At 70.2% G+C, this 16268-nt stretch carries 11 protein-coding genes; 9 read left to right on the top strand and 2 right to left on the bottom strand.

Annotation, left to right across the window (positions count from 1 at the left end):
* Nucleotides 1–29: 29 nt before the first annotated feature.
* Nucleotides 30–2138 carry a methyl-accepting chemotaxis protein gene (locus CEK69_RS06985; RefSeq protein ID WP_152244658.1) on the bottom strand — a complete coding sequence of 703 codons (2109 nt, stop codon included), beginning with the start codon at nucleotides 2136–2138 and terminating at the stop codon, nucleotides 30–32.
* 337 nt (nucleotides 2139–2475) lie between these two features.
* Between CEK69_RS06985 and CEK69_RS06990 the strand changes: the two genes are divergently transcribed.
* The 7 genes from CEK69_RS06990 (at nucleotide 2476) to CEK69_RS07020 (ending at nucleotide 12286) form a co-directional block, all read left to right on the top strand.
* Nucleotides 2476–3021, top strand: coding sequence for a YdeI/OmpD-associated family protein (locus CEK69_RS06990; RefSeq protein ID WP_152244660.1), 546 nt, complete (start codon nucleotides 2476–2478; stop codon nucleotides 3019–3021).
* A gap of 96 nt (nucleotides 3022–3117) precedes the next feature.
* Nucleotides 3118–4467 carry an MFS transporter gene (locus CEK69_RS06995; protein ID WP_152244662.1) on the top strand — a complete coding sequence of 450 codons (1350 nt, stop codon included), beginning with the start codon at nucleotides 3118–3120 and terminating at the stop codon, nucleotides 4465–4467.
* A gap of 169 nt (nucleotides 4468–4636) precedes the next feature.
* Nucleotides 4637–5236 carry a GTP cyclohydrolase I FolE gene (gene folE, locus CEK69_RS07000; protein ID WP_017909619.1) on the top strand — a complete coding sequence of 200 codons (600 nt, stop codon included), beginning with the start codon at nucleotides 4637–4639 and terminating at the stop codon, nucleotides 5234–5236.
* Nucleotides 5237–5306: 70 nt separating this feature from the next.
* A complete protein-coding gene (locus tag CEK69_RS07005; RefSeq protein ID WP_152244664.1) occupies nucleotides 5307–6776 on the top strand; it encodes a DUF3375 domain-containing protein in 1470 nt (489 codons plus the stop codon).
* 16 nt (nucleotides 6777–6792) lie between these two features.
* Nucleotides 6793–7470 carry a DUF4194 domain-containing protein gene (locus CEK69_RS07010; RefSeq protein ID WP_226975072.1) on the top strand — a complete coding sequence of 226 codons (678 nt, stop codon included), beginning with the start codon at nucleotides 6793–6795 and terminating at the stop codon, nucleotides 7468–7470.
* 71 nt (nucleotides 7471–7541) lie between these two features.
* Nucleotides 7542–11102 carry an SbcC/MukB-like Walker B domain-containing protein gene (locus CEK69_RS07015; RefSeq protein ID WP_152244668.1) on the top strand — a complete coding sequence of 1187 codons (3561 nt, stop codon included), beginning with the start codon at nucleotides 7542–7544 and terminating at the stop codon, nucleotides 11100–11102.
* Between the two features lie 5 nt (nucleotides 11103–11107).
* Nucleotides 11108–12286 (top strand): DUF3322 and DUF2220 domain-containing protein, encoded by a 1179-nt coding sequence (locus CEK69_RS07020; RefSeq protein WP_226975071.1) that lies wholly within the window; start codon nucleotides 11108–11110, stop codon nucleotides 12284–12286.
* Between the two features lie 19 nt (nucleotides 12287–12305).
* Here the strand turns inward: CEK69_RS07020 and CEK69_RS07025 are convergent, their stop codons facing one another.
* On the bottom strand, nucleotides 12306–13079 hold the full coding sequence (locus CEK69_RS07025) for a TSUP family transporter (RefSeq protein WP_152237059.1): 774 nt from the start codon (nucleotides 13077–13079) through the stop codon (nucleotides 12306–12308).
* A 96-nt stretch (nucleotides 13080–13175) separates the two neighbouring features.
* Between CEK69_RS07025 and CEK69_RS07030 the strand changes: the two genes are divergently transcribed.
* Entirely contained in the window at nucleotides 13176–13568 is a 393-nt protein-coding gene (locus CEK69_RS07030) for a YchJ family metal-binding protein (RefSeq protein WP_148827722.1), read from the top strand.
* A 272-nt stretch (nucleotides 13569–13840) separates the two neighbouring features.
* Nucleotides 13841–16114, top strand: a complete 2274-nt coding sequence (locus CEK69_RS07035) for a lytic murein transglycosylase (RefSeq protein ID WP_152244670.1) — start codon at nucleotides 13841–13843, stop codon at nucleotides 16112–16114.
* The last annotated feature ends 154 nt before the right edge of the window (nucleotides 16115–16268 follow it).

Here is a 16268-nt window from a genome sequence, read left to right on the forward strand (position 1 = left end):
TCTGACCACCCGCGGCCGGCCGCGGGTGGTCAGACGTAGGCGCCGACCTTGAACACTTCCACCGCCTGGGTGAGCTGCGCCGACTGCTCCTCCAGCGAGCGCGCGGCGGTGCTGGCTTCTTCCACCAGCGCCACGTTCTGCTGGGTGGTCTCGTCCATGCGCGCGATGGTCTGGTTGACCTGGGCGATGCCGTTGGCCTGCTCGTGCGAGGCGGCGGAGATCTGGCCCATCAGGTCGGTGACGTGCTGCACGCTGGCCACCACCTGGTCCATGGTGGCGCCGGCCTGGTGCACCAGCGTGGCGCCGTGGGCGACGCGCTGCACCGAATCGTCGATCAGGGTCTTGATCTCCTTGGCGGCGCCGGCCGAACGATGCGCGAGCGTGCCGACCTCCGCGGCCACCACCGCGAACCCATTGCCCTGTTCGCCGGCGCGTGCGGCTTCCACCGCGGCGTTGAGGGCGAGGATGTTGGTCTGGAAGGCGATGCCGTCGATCACCGCGATGATGTCGGCGATGCGCCTGGAGGCCGCCTGGATGCCGTCCATGGTCGCCACCACCTGGCCCACCACGTCGCGGCCTTCGCTGGCCACGCCGGCCGCGCCCAGCGCCAGCTGGTTGGCGCGCTGGGCGTGCTCGGCGTTCTGCTTCACCGTGGAGGTCAGTTCCTCCATCGAGGCGGCGGTCTCTTCCAGGCTGGCCGCCTGCTGCTCGCTGCGCTTGGCCAGTTCCTGGTTGCCGCTGGCGATGTCCTCGGCGGCGAAGCCGATGCTGTTGGTGGTGCGCTGGATGTGCGCGACGATGTCGGTGAGGCGGTGCACGGTGCTGTTGGCGTCGTCGCGCATGGCGGCGAACACGCCGTGGAAGTTGCCGCTCATGCGCACGGTGAGGTCGCCGTCGGCGATGCAGCGCAGCAGCGCGGAGAACTTGGCCAGGTTGGCGTCGGCGGTGGCCATCATGGTGTCGAGGTTCTCGACCATGGTGCGGAAGGCGTGCTCGAACTTCTCCGGCTGGCCGCGGTGGGCGAAGTTGCCGGCGCAGGCGGCTTCGGCCAGGGTCTGGATCTGCACGTTGATCGCGTGCAGGTTCTGCTTGACCTGCTGCATCGCCGCGGTGATCGCGGCCTTCTCGCCTGGGTAGTGGGCGATGTCCTGGCTGAGGTCGCCGATGGCGTAGCGGCCCATCACCTCGGTGATGCGCAGCTGGGTCTGCACGTGCGCATCCACCAGGGCATTGGTGTCGGCGACCATGCGCCCGTACTCGCCGGGGAAGCGCTGCGCATCCATGCGATAGCTGATGGCGCCGGCATCGTGGCGCGCAGCCATCTCGCGCTGTGCGGAAATCACCTCGTGCAGGCGCCGCTGCATCTGCTGCATGGCGCGCAGCAACTGCCCGGCCTCGTCGTGGGTGGTGACGGTGTCCGGGCTGCTCAGGTCGCCGGCGCCGATGCGCTCGGCCAGGCCCAGCGCCTGCCGCAGCGGCCGCACCACGCGGCGGGTCAGCAGCAGGGCGATCAGCGTGCCCAGCAGCAGCGCCAGCACGGTGCAGCCGACCATCAGCAACGCGAAGCCGCGCGCAGTGGCCATCGCTTCCTTGGCGGCCTGGCGGTTCTTGGCTTCCTGCAGGTCGATGAAGGCGTTGATGCTGGCCAGCCAGTCGACGAAGGCCGGGCGCGCCTGCTGCAGCAGCAGCGCCTGCGCCTGCACGGTGTCGCCGGCATTGCGCAGCTGCCGCACCTGCGCGATCAGCGGCATGGTGCGCGCTTCGATGCCCTGGATGCGCTGCAGGATGGTTTTCTCCTGGGCGTCGCTGGAGACGGCGAGCAAGGCATCGAGCGGCTGCGCGGCGCGCGCGTAGTCTCCGGCCAGCTTGTCGATGGTCTGCTCGGTCGCCTGGCGGCTGGCCGCATCGTCCAGCAGCACCACGTCGCGCAGGGCGATGGCGCGGTCGTGCACGCTGCCGCGGAAGTTGATCGCGTAGCGCTGCTTGACGCTGTTGACTTCGTTGATCGCGGTGAGTCGCTGGTCGATGCTGTGCACGCGCTGGATGCCGACCACGGTGAGCAGGACCATCAGCACGATGATCGTGAGGAAGCCGAGCGCGAGGCGCTGGCCGATGCGCAGATTGGAAAGGGCGTGCATGGGATCGGGGGAATGGGGGGAAGGAAGAGGGATCGACGGTGGGTGACGGCGGACGGGCAGGCAGGTTGCCTGCGCCCGCGTGACGCGCGCATGGCGCGGGTCCCCCGGGCCGGCGCATGGATAGCGGCGATGGCCTGTCGAACTGAAGGGAAGGGGCGAGGGCGTCCCCTGTGCCGTATCGGGAACGTGACGTTGTGCCGGTCTGCCGCGGCGGTGGCCGCCGGGCAGGTCAGGCAGGGCGCAGTGCCTGGCGAGCGACAAGACCAGGAGCGCGTCGCGCCGCCGCCGCGCGCAGGTGCAGCATGGCACCGCGGGCGGCCGGTGCTAAGGTCCGGGCATGACCGGCGCCGCCGACCCGATCCGCTTCCAGGCGACGCTGCTGCGTCCAGCCATGCCGCCGGACGCGTCCTGGTGTTTCCTGCTGCTGCCTGCGGCGGCCAGCGCCGCGCTGCGCACGCGGGGCCTGGCCAGCGTGGAGGGCCGGTTCGCCGGGCATCCGTTTCAGGCCACGCTGCAACCCGATGGGCAAGGCGGCCACTGGCTGCAGGTCGAGGAGGCGTTGTGGGCGGCCGCGGCGGTCGAGGTCGGCACCACGGTGACCCTGGAGATCGCGCCGGCGGCGGTGGAACCGGAACCCGTGCTGCCCGACGACCTGGCGCGCGCGCTGGCCGCGCATCCGCCTGCGCGTGCGGCCTGGGACACGCTGACCACGGTGGCGCGGCGCGACTGGATCTTCTGGATCGGCGCGGGCAAGCAGGCGCAGACGCGGGTCAAGCGCATCGCCAGCACCTGCGACATGCTCGCTGCGGGCAAGCGGCGGGTCTGCTGCTTCGATCGCTCGGGCATGTACAGCAAGGCCTTCGCCGCGCCGCAGGCGCAATGAGGTCATGGCGCGCACGCCTGGCGTGGCCGCCGTCGCGACAGGATCCTCGCAAGCGCCTGCCTATACTCCGTGACGTCCATCCATGAGGCCCACCGTATGAGTGCATCCACCTCTTCGTCCGCCGCCGCCGCACCGGGCAGCCTGCGCCGCTCGGTGTCCAACACGCTCAAGGGCTCGGCCGGCAACCTGGTGGAGTGGTACGATGTCTACGTCTACTCGGTGTTCGCCACCTACTTCGAATCGCAGTTCTTCTCCAAGGAGGACAAGAACGCCACCCTGTATGTGTGGGCAATCTTCGCGGTGACCTTCCTGATGCGCCCGATCGGCGCCTGGTACTTCGGCCGCTTCGCCGACCGCTACGGCCGCCGCCTGGCGCTGACCGTGTCGGTGTCGGTGATGGCGGCCTGTTCGTTCCTGATCGCGGTGACGCCCACCGTGGCCAGCATCGGCGGCGCCGCGGCGGTGGTGCTGCTGCTGGCGCGCCTGCTGCAGGGTTTCGCCACCGGCGGCGAGTACGGCACCAGCGCCACCTACATGTCCGAGGCGGCGATCCCGGGGCGGCGCGGCTTCCTGTCCTCCTTCCACTACGTCACCCTGGTCGGCGGCCACGTGCTGGCGCAGGCGGTGCTGTTCGGGATGCTGCACTTCTTCGACAAGGGCCAGATTTCCGAATGGGGCTGGCGCGTGGCCTTCGGCCTGGGCGGCATCGGCGCGCTGGTGGTGTTCTGGCTGCGGCGCACGATGGACGAGTCGCTGACTTCCGAGTCCATCGCCGCGGCCAAGCAGGGCAAGGACAGGTCCTCCGGCTCGCTGCGCGAGCTGTTCGTGCACCAGTGGCGCCCGCTGCTGCTGTGCTTCCTGATCACCGCCGGCGGCACCGTGGCGTTCTACACCTACTCGGTGACCGGGCCGAAGATGATCCAGACCGCCTTCGCCGGCGACGACGTCATGGCCGGCACCATCATCAACCTGGCCGCGCTGATCGTGCTGATGCTGATGCAGCCGGTGGGTGGCTGGCTGTCGGACCTGATCGGACGCAAGACCCTGCTGGTGTTCTTCGGCATCGGCGGCGTGCTCTACACCTGGTTCCTGGTGCTGGAGCTGCCCAGGCAGAGCGACTGGCTGAGCGCCTTCGCCATCCTCACCGCCGGCTTCGTCATCCTCACCGGCTACACCTCGATCAACGCGGTGGTGAAGGCCGAGCTGTTCCCCACCCATATCCGCGCGCTGGGCGTGGGCCTGGGCTATGCGCTGGCCAATTCGGCCTTCGGCGGCACCGCGCCGTTGCTGTACCAGGCCTCGCTGAAGACCGGCCACGTCACCACCTTCGTCTGGTACGCCACGGCGGTGATCGCGGTGTCGCTGCTGGTGTACATGTTCTTCCTGACCAATAAGGGGTCCAACTGGCTCGACCACGAGGGCGAGATGCACGCGCGCCGGCGCTGACCGGCGCGGCGCCGGCCCGGGCGATGCGCATGCCGCCCGGGCGCGGAGCAGGCGGACGCTGAACGGCGCACCCGGTATCGGCCGGGTCGTCCTGCCGCGCGGAGGCCGCGCATGCGGCGGCTGCCAGGCGACTCGGGTACCATGCAGCCCCCTTACGGGCGTTCCCCCCATGGCCGATTCCGACAACAGCTCCACTCCCCCGGTGACCCAGGCGCAGGCCGAAGACGCAGTGCGCACCCTGCTGCGCTGGGCCGGCGAAGACCCGACCCGCGAGGGCCTGCTGGACACCCCGCGGCGCGTGGCCGAGGCCTATGGCGACTGGTTCAGCGGCTACCGCGCCGACCCGCGCGAATACCTGCTGCGCACCTTCGAGGAAGTGGCCGGCTACGACGAGCTGATCGTGCTGCGCGACATCGAGTACGAAAGCCACTGCGAACACCACATGGCGCCGATCATCGGCAAGGTCCACGTCGGCTACCTGCCGCGCGGCAAGGTGGTGGGCATCAGCAAGCTGGCGCGCGTGGTCGAGGCCTATGCGCGGCGCTTCCAGGTGCAGGAGAAGATGACCGCGCAGATCGCCCAGTGCATCCAGGACGTGCTGCAGCCGCTGGGCGTGGGCGTGGTGGTGGAAGGCGCGCACGAGTGCATGACCACCCGCGGCATCCACAAGCGCGGCGTCAGCATGGTCACCTCGAAGATGCTCGGCACCTTCCGCGAGGACGCGCGCACCCGCGCCGAGTTCCTGCGCTTCATCGAGCGCGTGCGCTGAGTTCGCAGGTGCGCGGTGACGCTAGAATGCTGGCGTCGTCGCAACGGACGCTTCGCCAGGTAGTCGCGCCATGAAACACCGCGCCCGCATCGCCCGTTACCGCGCGCTGCGCGAGCAGCCGCTGTGGAAGCTGCTGGCCGCCGACCAGGCGCCGGAAGTCATCGGCTTGCTGCAGTCGCTGCTGCTGGACAGCGAACGGCGCTTGCCCGCGGCGGTGCTGCACGAGCGCTTACAGCGTCTGCTCGACGAACTTAATGGCGGCGATCTGTCGCGCGATCTGCCGCGCACCGCGCAGGCCTACGTCGCGCACTGGCTGGCGCAGGGCTGGCTGGAACGACGCCTGCCGGAGGGCGCGCAGCAGGAAGAGTACGAGCTGTCGACTCAAGCGTTGCACGCGATCCGTTTCGCCGATGGCCTGGAACACCCGCGTGGCGCCGCCACCGAAAGCCGCCTGGCTCTGGTGATGCAGCAGTTGGCGCAGTTGGCCGCGTTGACCGAGACCAACCCGGATGCGCGGTTGTCGGCGCTGCGAGACGAGCGCGACCGCATCGATGCCGAGATCGCGCGGGTGGCCGCCGGCAAGGTCGCTTCGCTGGACGGCAAGCGTGCGCTGGAGCGCACGCGCCAGGTGATCGCGCTGGCCGACGAATTGACCGAGGATTTCCGCCGCGTCCGCGACGATTTCGAGCAGCTCAACCGTGCTTTCCGCGAACGCATCATCGACGACGACGGCGAGCGTGGGGAGATTCTCGGCAAATTGTTCGAGGGCGTGGACGTGATCGGCGAAAGCGATGCCGGACGCAGCTTCCAGGCGTTCTGGGCCTTACTCAACGATGCCGAGCAGAGCGCGCAACTGGATGCGGCGCTGGAAACGGTGCTCTCGCGTGGCTTCGCGCGCAAGCTCGACCGGCGCGAGCGCGGCTTTCTGCGTGGCCTGACCGCCACCATGCTGGAACGCGGCGGACAGGTCCACGATGTGATGCAGCACTTCGCGCGTAGCTTGCGCGGCTTCGTGCAGAGCCGGGGCTATCTCGAACAGCGCCGGCTCAATCAGTTGCTCAAGCAGGCGCAGGCCGAGGCGCTGGCGCTGCGCGATCGCATTCCCGCCCAACGCGGCGTCGGCCGCGACCTGAAGTTGACCACCAGCCGCCTGCGCTCCCTGGCGCAGTGGCGGCTGCACGATCCGCGCCAGCAGCAGGTGGATGGCAGCATCCAGCGCAACGAGGCGGCGGCGATTTCCCTGGATAGCGTCGGCGATCTGGTGGCGCAGTCGGAGATCGACTTCCGCAGCCTGCGCCGCGACTTGTTCGAGTTGCTGGGGGAGCATCGGCAGCTGTCCATCGCCCAGGTGCTGGACCAGCGCGAGGCCAGCCAGGGCTTGGGCAGCGTGATCGGCTATCTGTCGCTGGGTACGCGCCATGGCGTGATTTTGCCCGAGCAACATGAGGTAGCGCAGTGGCGCGGCGGCGACGGCCAGTGGCGCTGCGCGCGTATTCCACTGGTGTGGTTCACCAAGGAGAAACGCCATGAACTGGCATGAGCAAGCGGACGTGGACATGGACGAAACGGTGCCCGAGGTCGCGTCCGACATCGACGCCGTCACCGGCCTGTTCCCTGGCGACAGCGGCCGCCTGCCGGTGGACGCACGCCGCGCGCTGTGCCAGTTGCTCAGCGGGCCGAGCGTGGATGCGCAACGGCACAGCCGGCTGTGGCCGGCGCTGTTGCGCAGCGAGCCGGGTATCCGCAGCGCGCTGGCCGATCTGTTCCTCGAACTGGTCCTGGATCGGGAAGTCGGCATCGCCTTCACCCGGCAGGCCGACACCGGCGAACTGGAGACGCCGGTGCTGCTGCGCTCGGCGCCGTTGACCTTCATCGATTCGGTGCTGCTGCTGCACCTGCGCCAGCAACTGGCCGAAGCCGATGCGCGCGGCGTCCGCGCGGTGGTGGAGGAAACGCAGTTGAGCGATGCGCTTGCCGTGTACGAAAAGAACCTGTCCACCGATCGCGCCGGCTTCCTGCGCCGCGTCGCCAATGCCGTGCAGAAGATGAAGGACAATCACGTCCTGACCCGCCTGCGTGGCGAGAGCGAACGTTACGAGGTCTCGCCGGCGCTCAAGCTGCTGTTCTCCGCGGAGGACGTGGCCGCGTTGGCTCAGGTCTACCGCGAGCTGCGGGAGGCGCCGGAGTCCGCCGACGACGGGGACGTCGCCGGGGATGCGAGCGCCGACGGTTAGGGCGGCATGCGTCGCCAACGCGCCTCGTTCGCCGCTCGTTCCACCCGCATCTCATCCTTTAGGTTGTGCCGATGAAATCCTCCCCATCTTCCGGCCTGTTCGCCGGCGACCTGCCCGCCCCACACCTGCAGCAGTTCCGCATGCGGCGTCTGCAGGTCTACAACTGGGGGACGTTCTCCGGCCTGACCGAGGTGCCGATCGCCGCACGCGGCTTCCTGTTCGTCGGCCGCTCCGGTTCCGGCAAGTCCACCCTGCTCGATGCCATGTCGGCGTTGCTGACACCGCCGAACATCGTCGACTTCAATGCGGCCGCGCGCGAAGCCGAACGCAGCGGGCGCGACCGCAACCTGGTGTCCTACGTTCGCGGTGCCTGGGCCGACCAGCAGGACAGCGCCTCGGGCGAAATCGCCACGCAGTATCTGCGCAAGGGCGCCACCTGGACCGCGCTGGTCCTGGAGTACCGCGATGGCGAGGATCGCGTGGTCAGCCTGGTGCGGCTGTTCTGGATCGCCGGCAGCGGCACCGCGGCCGGCGACGTGCGCAAGCATTACATGGTCGCCGAGCGCGCCTTCGACATCGCGACCGACCTGGATGGCTTCGACCTGGACCTGCGCAAGCTCAAGCAGCGCCTGTCCGACGTGCATCATTTCGACAGCTTCTCCGGCTACGCCGAGCGTTTCCGCCACCAGCTCGGCATCGGCAACGAGATGGCGCTGCGCCTGCTGCACAAGACCCAGTCGGCGAAGAACCTGGGCGACCTCAATGCCTTCCTGCGCGGGTTCATGCTCGAAGAGCCCAAGACCTTCGACGCCGCCGAGCGCCTGGTCGGCGATTTCGCCGAGCTCGATGGCGCGCACCAGGCGGTGGTCACCGCACGCCGCCAGGTCGAGACGCTGGCGCCGGCGCGTGGCCACCATGCCGAGCTGATGACCCTGCGCCGCCAACGCAGCGAACTGGAGGAACTCAAGCTCGGGCTGGATGCCTATCGCGAGCAGCGCCGCCTGGCGCTGCTGGACGCGCGCCTGCAGGACCTGGATACGCAAGACCGTGGCCTGGCCGGAGAAGAAGGCCAACGCCGCGCCGCGCTGGAGAACCACCAACGGCGCCTGGACGACCTCGAAGCGCAGCGGCGGGCGCAGGGCGGCGAGCGCATCGACGCGCTGGAACGCGAACAACGCCAGACCGAGGGCGAGCGCGATCGCCGCATGGGCAAGCGCGCTCAGGCCGAAGACGCCTGTCGTACGTTGGAGCAGACGCTGGCCGGCAGCGCGCACGGCTTCGCCGAGCAGGTCGCGCAGGCGCGCGCGGCGCTGGAAGACGGGCAACGCGCTGCCGCCGAGCTGGACGAGGCCATCAGCGAACGGATGGCCGGCAAGTACGAAGACGTGAAGCGCTTCGAGCAGGTGCGTGCCGAGATCGAGGCGCTCAAGCGCAATCCGTCCAGCATCCCAGCGCCGATGCAGGCGCTGCGTGCACGGCTGAGCGCCGACACCGGGGTGCCGGAGGCGGCGTTGCCGTTCGTCGGCGAACTGATCCAGGTCCGCGACGACGAAGCGCCTTGGCGCGGCGCGATCGAGCGCGTGTTGCATGGCTTCGCGCAGTCGCTGCTGGTGGATGAGCGGCACTACGCCGATGTCGCCGAGTGGGTCAACCGCACCCACCTGGGCACCCGCCTGGTCTACTACCGGGTACGCGACAACGCACAGGCGCTGTCGGCCAACGCGCCGGCGCCGGCATCGCTGCTGCACAAGCTGGAGCTGCGCGAACACGCCTTCACCGGCTGGTTGCGCCGCGAACTGGGCAAGCGGTTCGACTACGACTGCGTGGACACTGCCAAGGCGCTGCGCCATGCCGAGCGCGCGATCACTCGCGAAGGCCAGGTCAAACATCCGGGCGAGCGCTACGAGAAGGACGACCGCCATGCGGTGGGCGACCGCCGGCGCTGGCTGCTGGGCTTCGACAACCGCGACAAGCTGGCCCTGTTCGAACGCGAGGGCCAGGAACTGGCCGCGCGCATCGCCGGCTGCGATGCCGAAGTGGCGGCGCTGCGCGCGCGCCGCGACCGCGCGGGAAGCCAACGACTGGCCTGGCACACTCTGGCCAACCTGGGCTGGGACGAAATCGATGTGGCCGCGCCACTACAGCGCCTGGACGATATCGCCCAGGCCCTGCGCCAGTTGCGCGAGGGCGACGCCAACCTGCGCGCCCTTGGCGAGGCGATCGAACGCGCGCGGGGCGATGTCAAACAGGCCGAGCGGACCTATGAGGATGTACGCAAGGAGCGCGCGAAGCTGGAAGGCGAGCGCGAACGCCTGGAAAAGGCCAGGACCGGCTGCGCCGATGCCGGCGCGCGCGCACTCACGCCCCTGCAAGAGCGCGGCTTGTCCGAGCGCGTGCAGGGCCTGGGCGTCCTGACCCTGGAAAACCTGGACGCGCATTTCCGCGAGATCACCAACGCACTGGAGGATCAGCGCGGGAAACTGCTCATCGCCCAGAACCACCTAGAACAGTCGTTGCTGGAGTGCTTCAGGCGCTATTGCCGGACATGGCCGGAAGACAGCGGCGACTTGAGCGCCACGCTCGAAGGCGCCGACGACTTCCTCGCCCGCCTGCAGCGCCTGGAACGCGACGGCCTGCCGCAGCACGAAGCGCGCTTCTTCGACCTGCTGCAGAGCCAGAGCAAGAACAACCTGCTCGCCCTGCAGCGGCACACCGCCGAGGCGCGCAAGTCCATCGCCCAGCGCCTGGACGAAGTCAACGCCAGCCTCGAACAGGTGCCGTTCAACCGCGGCACGCTGTTGACCATCGAGTTGAGCGACCGACGCCTGCCGGAGGTGATCGACTTTCACCAGCGCCTGCGCGACGTGCTGAGCCACCACCAGACCGAGCAGCGCGAGCTGGCCGAGCAGCAGTTCGCGGTACTGCGCGAACTGGTGCGCAAGCTCGGTTCGCAGGAGGGCGAGGACAAGCGCTGGCGCGAACTGGTGCTGGACGTGCGCCTGCATGTGGAGTTCATCGGTGTGGAACTGGATGCGGCCACACGCCAGCAGGTGGAGATCTACCGCAGCGGCGCCGGCAAGTCCGGCGGCCAGCGGCAGAAGCTGGCCACCACCTGCCTGGCCGCGGCGCTGCGCTACCAGCTCGGCGGCGAGGACGGCGAACTGCCGCGCTACTGCGCGGTGGTGCTGGACGAGGCGTTCGACAAGGCCGACAACGAGTTCACCGCGCTGGCGATGAACATCTTCGAGAACTTCGGCTTCCAGATGGTGGTGGCCACGCCGCTGAAGTCGGTGATGACGCTGGAACCGTTCATCGGCGGCGCCTGTTTCGTGGAGATCAGCGGGCGCCACGATTCGGGTGTCCTGTTGATCGAGTACGACGAGCAGGCGCAGCGCCTGAAGTTGCCCGAGCGCGGCCGAGGTGGCGCGGCGGCGGATGCCGATTTCACACCGGAAGCGACGGATCCGATCGGCACGGCCAGCCGGCTGCGCGCGAGCGCCGCGGCGGTCGTGCGCAGCGATCCGGTCGTGGCAGCGGGCGCCGCCGACCCGGCAGCGCCGGCAGAACGGCCGCGCCGCAGATCGTCCGACCGAAAGAAGCCGCCGACGCCGCGGAAACGACCGAAGGCCTGAGGCAGATGGCGCGCACCAACGCGATGCTGCTGCCCGATGCCGCCCTGGCCGCCTTGCGCGGACAGTGGCGTCGGCACCGCGGCAGTTGGCTGTTGGGCGAGTCGGCGCCGGAATCGATCCCGCTGCGCATGCCGACCCAGGCTCAGGCCAGTGCCTCCTTCGACACGTTCGGCGCCTGGTTGCGGGCCTGGAACACCACATCCTTGCCCGGGAAGGTGCAACTGCACGAGCTGAAATGGCCGCAACTTGGCGCGCAATCCCTTCCGCAGGTCTGGCAGGTGAACGCCGACGAGGCCGCGCTGGCGCTCGGCGAGCAGCCGCGCTGGCAGCGTGCGCGGCAACGCTGCGCCACGCTGCTGACGCGTTGGCCGCAGGCGGCAGGCCTGGCGGCGCGCCTGCGCAGGCAGTTCGACCTGCTCGCCGATGTGCCCGAGCCTGAGTTCCTGCGCCTGCTGGCGGTGGTCGATTGGCTGCACGCGCATCCGTGCAGCGGCCTTTTCCTGCGTCAGTTGCCCATTGCCGGCATCGACAGCAAATGGATCGAACTGCACCGCGGCGTCGTGGCCGACTGGCTGGCGGCATTGCGCGGCATTGCCGAACCGCGCAGTTTCGACAGCCTTTCCGGGTTGCGTCGTGCACCCGATCGGGTACGCCTGCGCCTGCTCGATCCGGCCTTGCGCGCGCGGCTCGGCGGCTTGGAGGACATCCAGGCGCCGATCGCACAGGTCGCCGGGCTGCAATTGCCGGTACGGCGAGTGCTGATCGTGGAGAACCGCGAGAGCGGCCTGGCCTGCGAGGATCTGCCCGGCACGCTGGTGCTGATGGCGCGCGGCTATGCGGTTGGCTACGTGCGCGCCATCGACTGGTTGCGCACGCTACCGCTCTACTACTGGGGCGACATCGACACGCACGGCCTGGCGATTCTGCACCGCTTGCGCCTGCATGCGCCGCACACGGTGGCGCTGCTCATGGACGAGGGCACCCTGCGCGATACACCGGCCGACCTGTGGGGGCACGAACGCCGCCAGCATCGCGCGCAGCGTCTGGATGCGCTCACTGACGCCGAACACGCCTTGTACACCGATCTGCGCAGCGGCCGCTTCGGCCCCGCCCCACGCCTGGAGCAGGAGCGCATCGCCTGGGACTACGCGTGGCCGCGCATCCGCGTCGCCCTGGTGGGCTGAGTCCCGTTCCCGGCGTGGCTCATTGCAGCAGATCCCAGCCCATCTTGCCGATCAGCACCACCACCAGCACCAGGAACAACTGCCGGATCAACGGCGTGCCGCCGCGCAGCGCCAGCCGCGTGCCGGTCACCGCGCCGGCCACGTTGGCCACGGCCATCGGCACCGCCGCGGCCAGCAGGATCTTGCCGCTGGGCACGAAGAAGCACAGCGCGGCCAGGTTGGTGGCCAGGTTCACCACCTTCGAGGCGGCCGAGGCGCGCAGGAAATCCAGGCCGAAGAAGCGGATGAACAGGAAGATCAGGAAGCTGCCGGTGCCCGGCCCGAAGAAGCCGTCGTAGAACCCGATCGCCGCGCCGATCGCCAGCGCGATCGCCAGTTCGCGGCGGCCGATGTGGCGCGGGCGGTGCAACGCGCCGAAGTCCTTCTTGACCAGCGTGTAGCCCAGCATCGCGATCAGCAGCACCAGGATCAGCGGGCGCACCGCCTGTTTCGGCAGCAGGCTCACCGCCGTGGCGCCGAGGAAGGCGAACACGAACGCGGCGGCGGTCGCATACAGCACCGGCCGCCACGGCAGGCGCACGTGGCGCGCATAGCGCCAGGCGGCGGTGCCGGTGCCGGCCATGGAACTGAACTTGTTGGTGCCCAGGATCACCGCGGGCGCCTGTTGCGGCAAGGTCGCGAACAGCCCGGGCAACTGGATCAGGCCGCCGCCGCCCACCGCCGCGTCCACCAGCCCGGCGACGAAGGCGATGCACAGCAGCCAGGGCAGTTCGGTGGGGATCGACTCGAGCACGCCGGCGCTCCGCGCAAGGGGCCGCAAGCATAGCCGCCACCGGCCGCGACGCGTGCGCGGCGTGCGCCGTGTCGCCGCAGCCGGCACAATCGGCACATGTCTCCGTCCGCCCCGCGCCTTGCCGATCCCTGCCCCTGCGGCCGTCCGCGCGACTACGCGCAGTGCTGCGGGCCGTACCACGCCGGCACCCCTGCGCCGGATGCCGAATCCCTGATGCGCTCCCGCTACAGCGCCTACGTGCGCCAGGACGCCGATTACCTGCGCGCGAGCTGGCATCCGTCGACCTGTCCGCCGCAGGTGGAGATCGATCCGCGCACGGCGTGGCTCGGCCTCACCGTGCAGCGCGTGCTGCAGACCGGCGCCGACAGTGCCGAAGTCGCCTTCCTGGCGCGCTATCGCATCGGCGGCGGCAGCGCCGTGCGCATGACCGAGCACAGCCGCTTCGTGCGCGAGGATGGGCGCTGGTACTACCTCGACGCGCTGGACTGAGCGTCGCGCGTCGCGCTGGCGGGGCGCACGCCTGCACACCGCCGTTCGTTGGCGGGGCAAGCGTTGGCCTTCTTGCGCTTCGAACGGAATGCCGCAGCGGCCCGAACGCCATGCGTGTCGCGGCCGCGACATCGTGCCGCGCGATCCGCCAACCAGGCCACGCTCGGAACGCGCTGCCGGTCGCGTGCCTGCCGCCCGCGCCGCGTGAGCGGAGCGCACACGCGGCGGTTGTTTATGATGTCGGCCCTGCCGTCGGCGAGGAAGTTGCGATGATGCGTTTGGCCTGGATCCTGCTGCTGGCGGCCCCGTGCGCGCTCGCGCAGACCCCACCCGCGGCGGCGCCGTCCACGCCCGATCCGGCCTTCGCCAGTTGCGTGACCGGTCTGCGCACGGCCGCGGCGAAGGCGGGCGTCGCCGAGGCGTCCTTCGATCGCTTCACCGCCGGCCTGCAGCCGGATCCGAGCGTGCTGCCGCTGCTCGACGCCCAGCCCGAGTTCACCACGCCGATCTGGGACTACCTGGCCGGCCTGGTCGACAGCCAGCGCATCGACGATGGTCGCGCCATGCTCGCCGCGCATCGCGACCTGCTCGCGCAGGTGGCGCAGCAGTACGGTGTCGACCCGGAGACGGTGGTCGCGGTGTGGGGCGTGGAGAGCGACTACGGCCGCATCTCCGGCAAGCGCCCGCTGCTGGTGTCGCTGCTGACCCTGTCCTGCGAAGGCCGCCGCCAGCCGTTCTTCCGCAGCGAGCTGTTCGCGCTGCTGAAGCTGCTGCAGGCCGGCGACCTGCGCCCCGAGGGCCTGACCGGGTCCTGGGCCGGCGCCTTCGGCCATACCCAGTTCATGCCCAGCACCTACGCCCGCGTCGCCGTGGACGGCGATGGCGACGGCCGCCGCGATCTGGTCGCCAGCATTCCCGATGCGCTGGCCTCCACCGCCAACTATCTCAAGCTCGCCGGCTGGCAGAGCGGCCAGCCGTGGGGGCTGGAGGTGAAGCTGCCGGCGGGCTTCGACCCGGCGCTGGCCGGGCGCACCCAGCGCCGGCCGTTGTCGGACTGGCGCGCGCGCGGCCTCACCGCCGCCGACGGCAGCGCGCTGCCTGCACTGGCCGCGCAGACCCCAGCAGCGGTGCTGATCCCGGCCGGCGTGCATGGCCCGGCGTTCCTGGTGTTCCGCAACTACGACGCGATCTACGCCTACAACGCCGCCGAAAGCTATGCGCTGGCGATCGCGCTGCTGTCCGACCGGCTGCGCGGCAAGCCCGGGCTGGTCGCGGCCTGGCCGACCGACGATCCGGGCCTGGGCCGCCCCGAGCGGCGCGAATTGCAGACCCTGCTGCTGGCGCGCGGCCACGCCATCGGCCAGGCCGACGGCGCCATCGGCACCGCCACCCGCCGTGCGATCCAGTCCGAGCAGCAACGCCTGGGCCTGCAGCCGGCCGACGGTCGCGCCGGGCAACGCATCCTCGATGCGCTGCGCCGCGAGGCCGGCAGCGCGCCTGCGGCACCGGTGACGTCACCGGCCACGCCGCCGTCGCCGCCGCAATCGCCTGCACCTACACCTACACCTACACCTACACCTACAAAGACGCCGTTCGGCGGCACGCCGCCCACCGCATTCCGGCTGCCGGCCGCCTACCCGGCCTTCGCCCACTCCCCCGCGCCACGGAGCATCCACCCCATGTCCGACGTCCCCGGCCTGAGCACAGGCGACTTCCACGGCTATCCCTCGCTGCTGGTGGAGACCCCGCAGTCCACCGCAGCGATCAGCCTGTTCGGCGGCCAGGTGCTGTCGTTCGTGCCCAAGGGCGGCACCGACGCGCTGTGGCTGTCGCCGGACGCGCAGCCCACGCCGACCCCGATCCGCGGCGGCACCCCGGTGTGCTGGCCGTACTTCGGCCGCCAGGGCCAGAGCGACGCCGTACCCGCGCACGGCTTCGTGCGCACCGTACCCTGGCAACTGAAGGACGCGCGGCGCGAGGCCGACGGCACGCTGGTCCTGACCCTGGCGCCGCCCGACTTCGACGACCTGCCGCTGCGCCTGCGCATGCAGTTGCGCATCGGCGCCACCCTGGAGCAGCGCCTGGTCACCGACAACGTCGGCACCGCGCCGGCCCGCTTCACCCAGGCCCTGCACAACTACTTCCGTGTCGCCGACGCCACCCAGGTGCGCGTGCAGGGCCTGGACGGCCTGGACTACCTGGACAAGTTCGAGAACTACGCCACACCGCATCGCCAGCACGGCGACTGGAGCCTGCAGGATCCGCGCGACCCCGGCCGCAGCGACCGCATCTACACCGGCGCCGGCGGCCGCTACACCCTGCTGGACCCGGGCCTGCAGCGCCGCATCGAGATCGTCACCACCGGCAGCCACACGCTGGTGGCCTGGAACCCGGGCGAGGCCGGCGCACAGAAGATGGCCGACGTCGGCCCGCACTGGCGCCAGTTCGTGTGCCTGGAAGCGGCCAACGCCGGACCCGAGGTGATCGAACTGGCCCCGGGCGCCCAGCACGTGCTGCAGCAGACGATCTCTGTCGCGGCGTTGTGACCCCGGCCGAGTGACCGCGGCCGGACGGCGGCACCACCTGCTGCGGCCCGGCAGTCGGCATTGGTGACGGTCCGGCCGTGACTGCTCCGCCGCCGCGCCTTGGTGGCATGAGTGGCGCCGCTGCCTCCGCCGGACCCTCACCCCCGACCCCTCT

Origin of the sequence: Xanthomonas sp. LMG 12462 (genome assembly GCF_009192885.1) — a bacterium.
Classification (GTDB): Bacteria; Pseudomonadota; Gammaproteobacteria; order Xanthomonadales; family Xanthomonadaceae; genus Xanthomonas_A; species Xanthomonas_A sontii.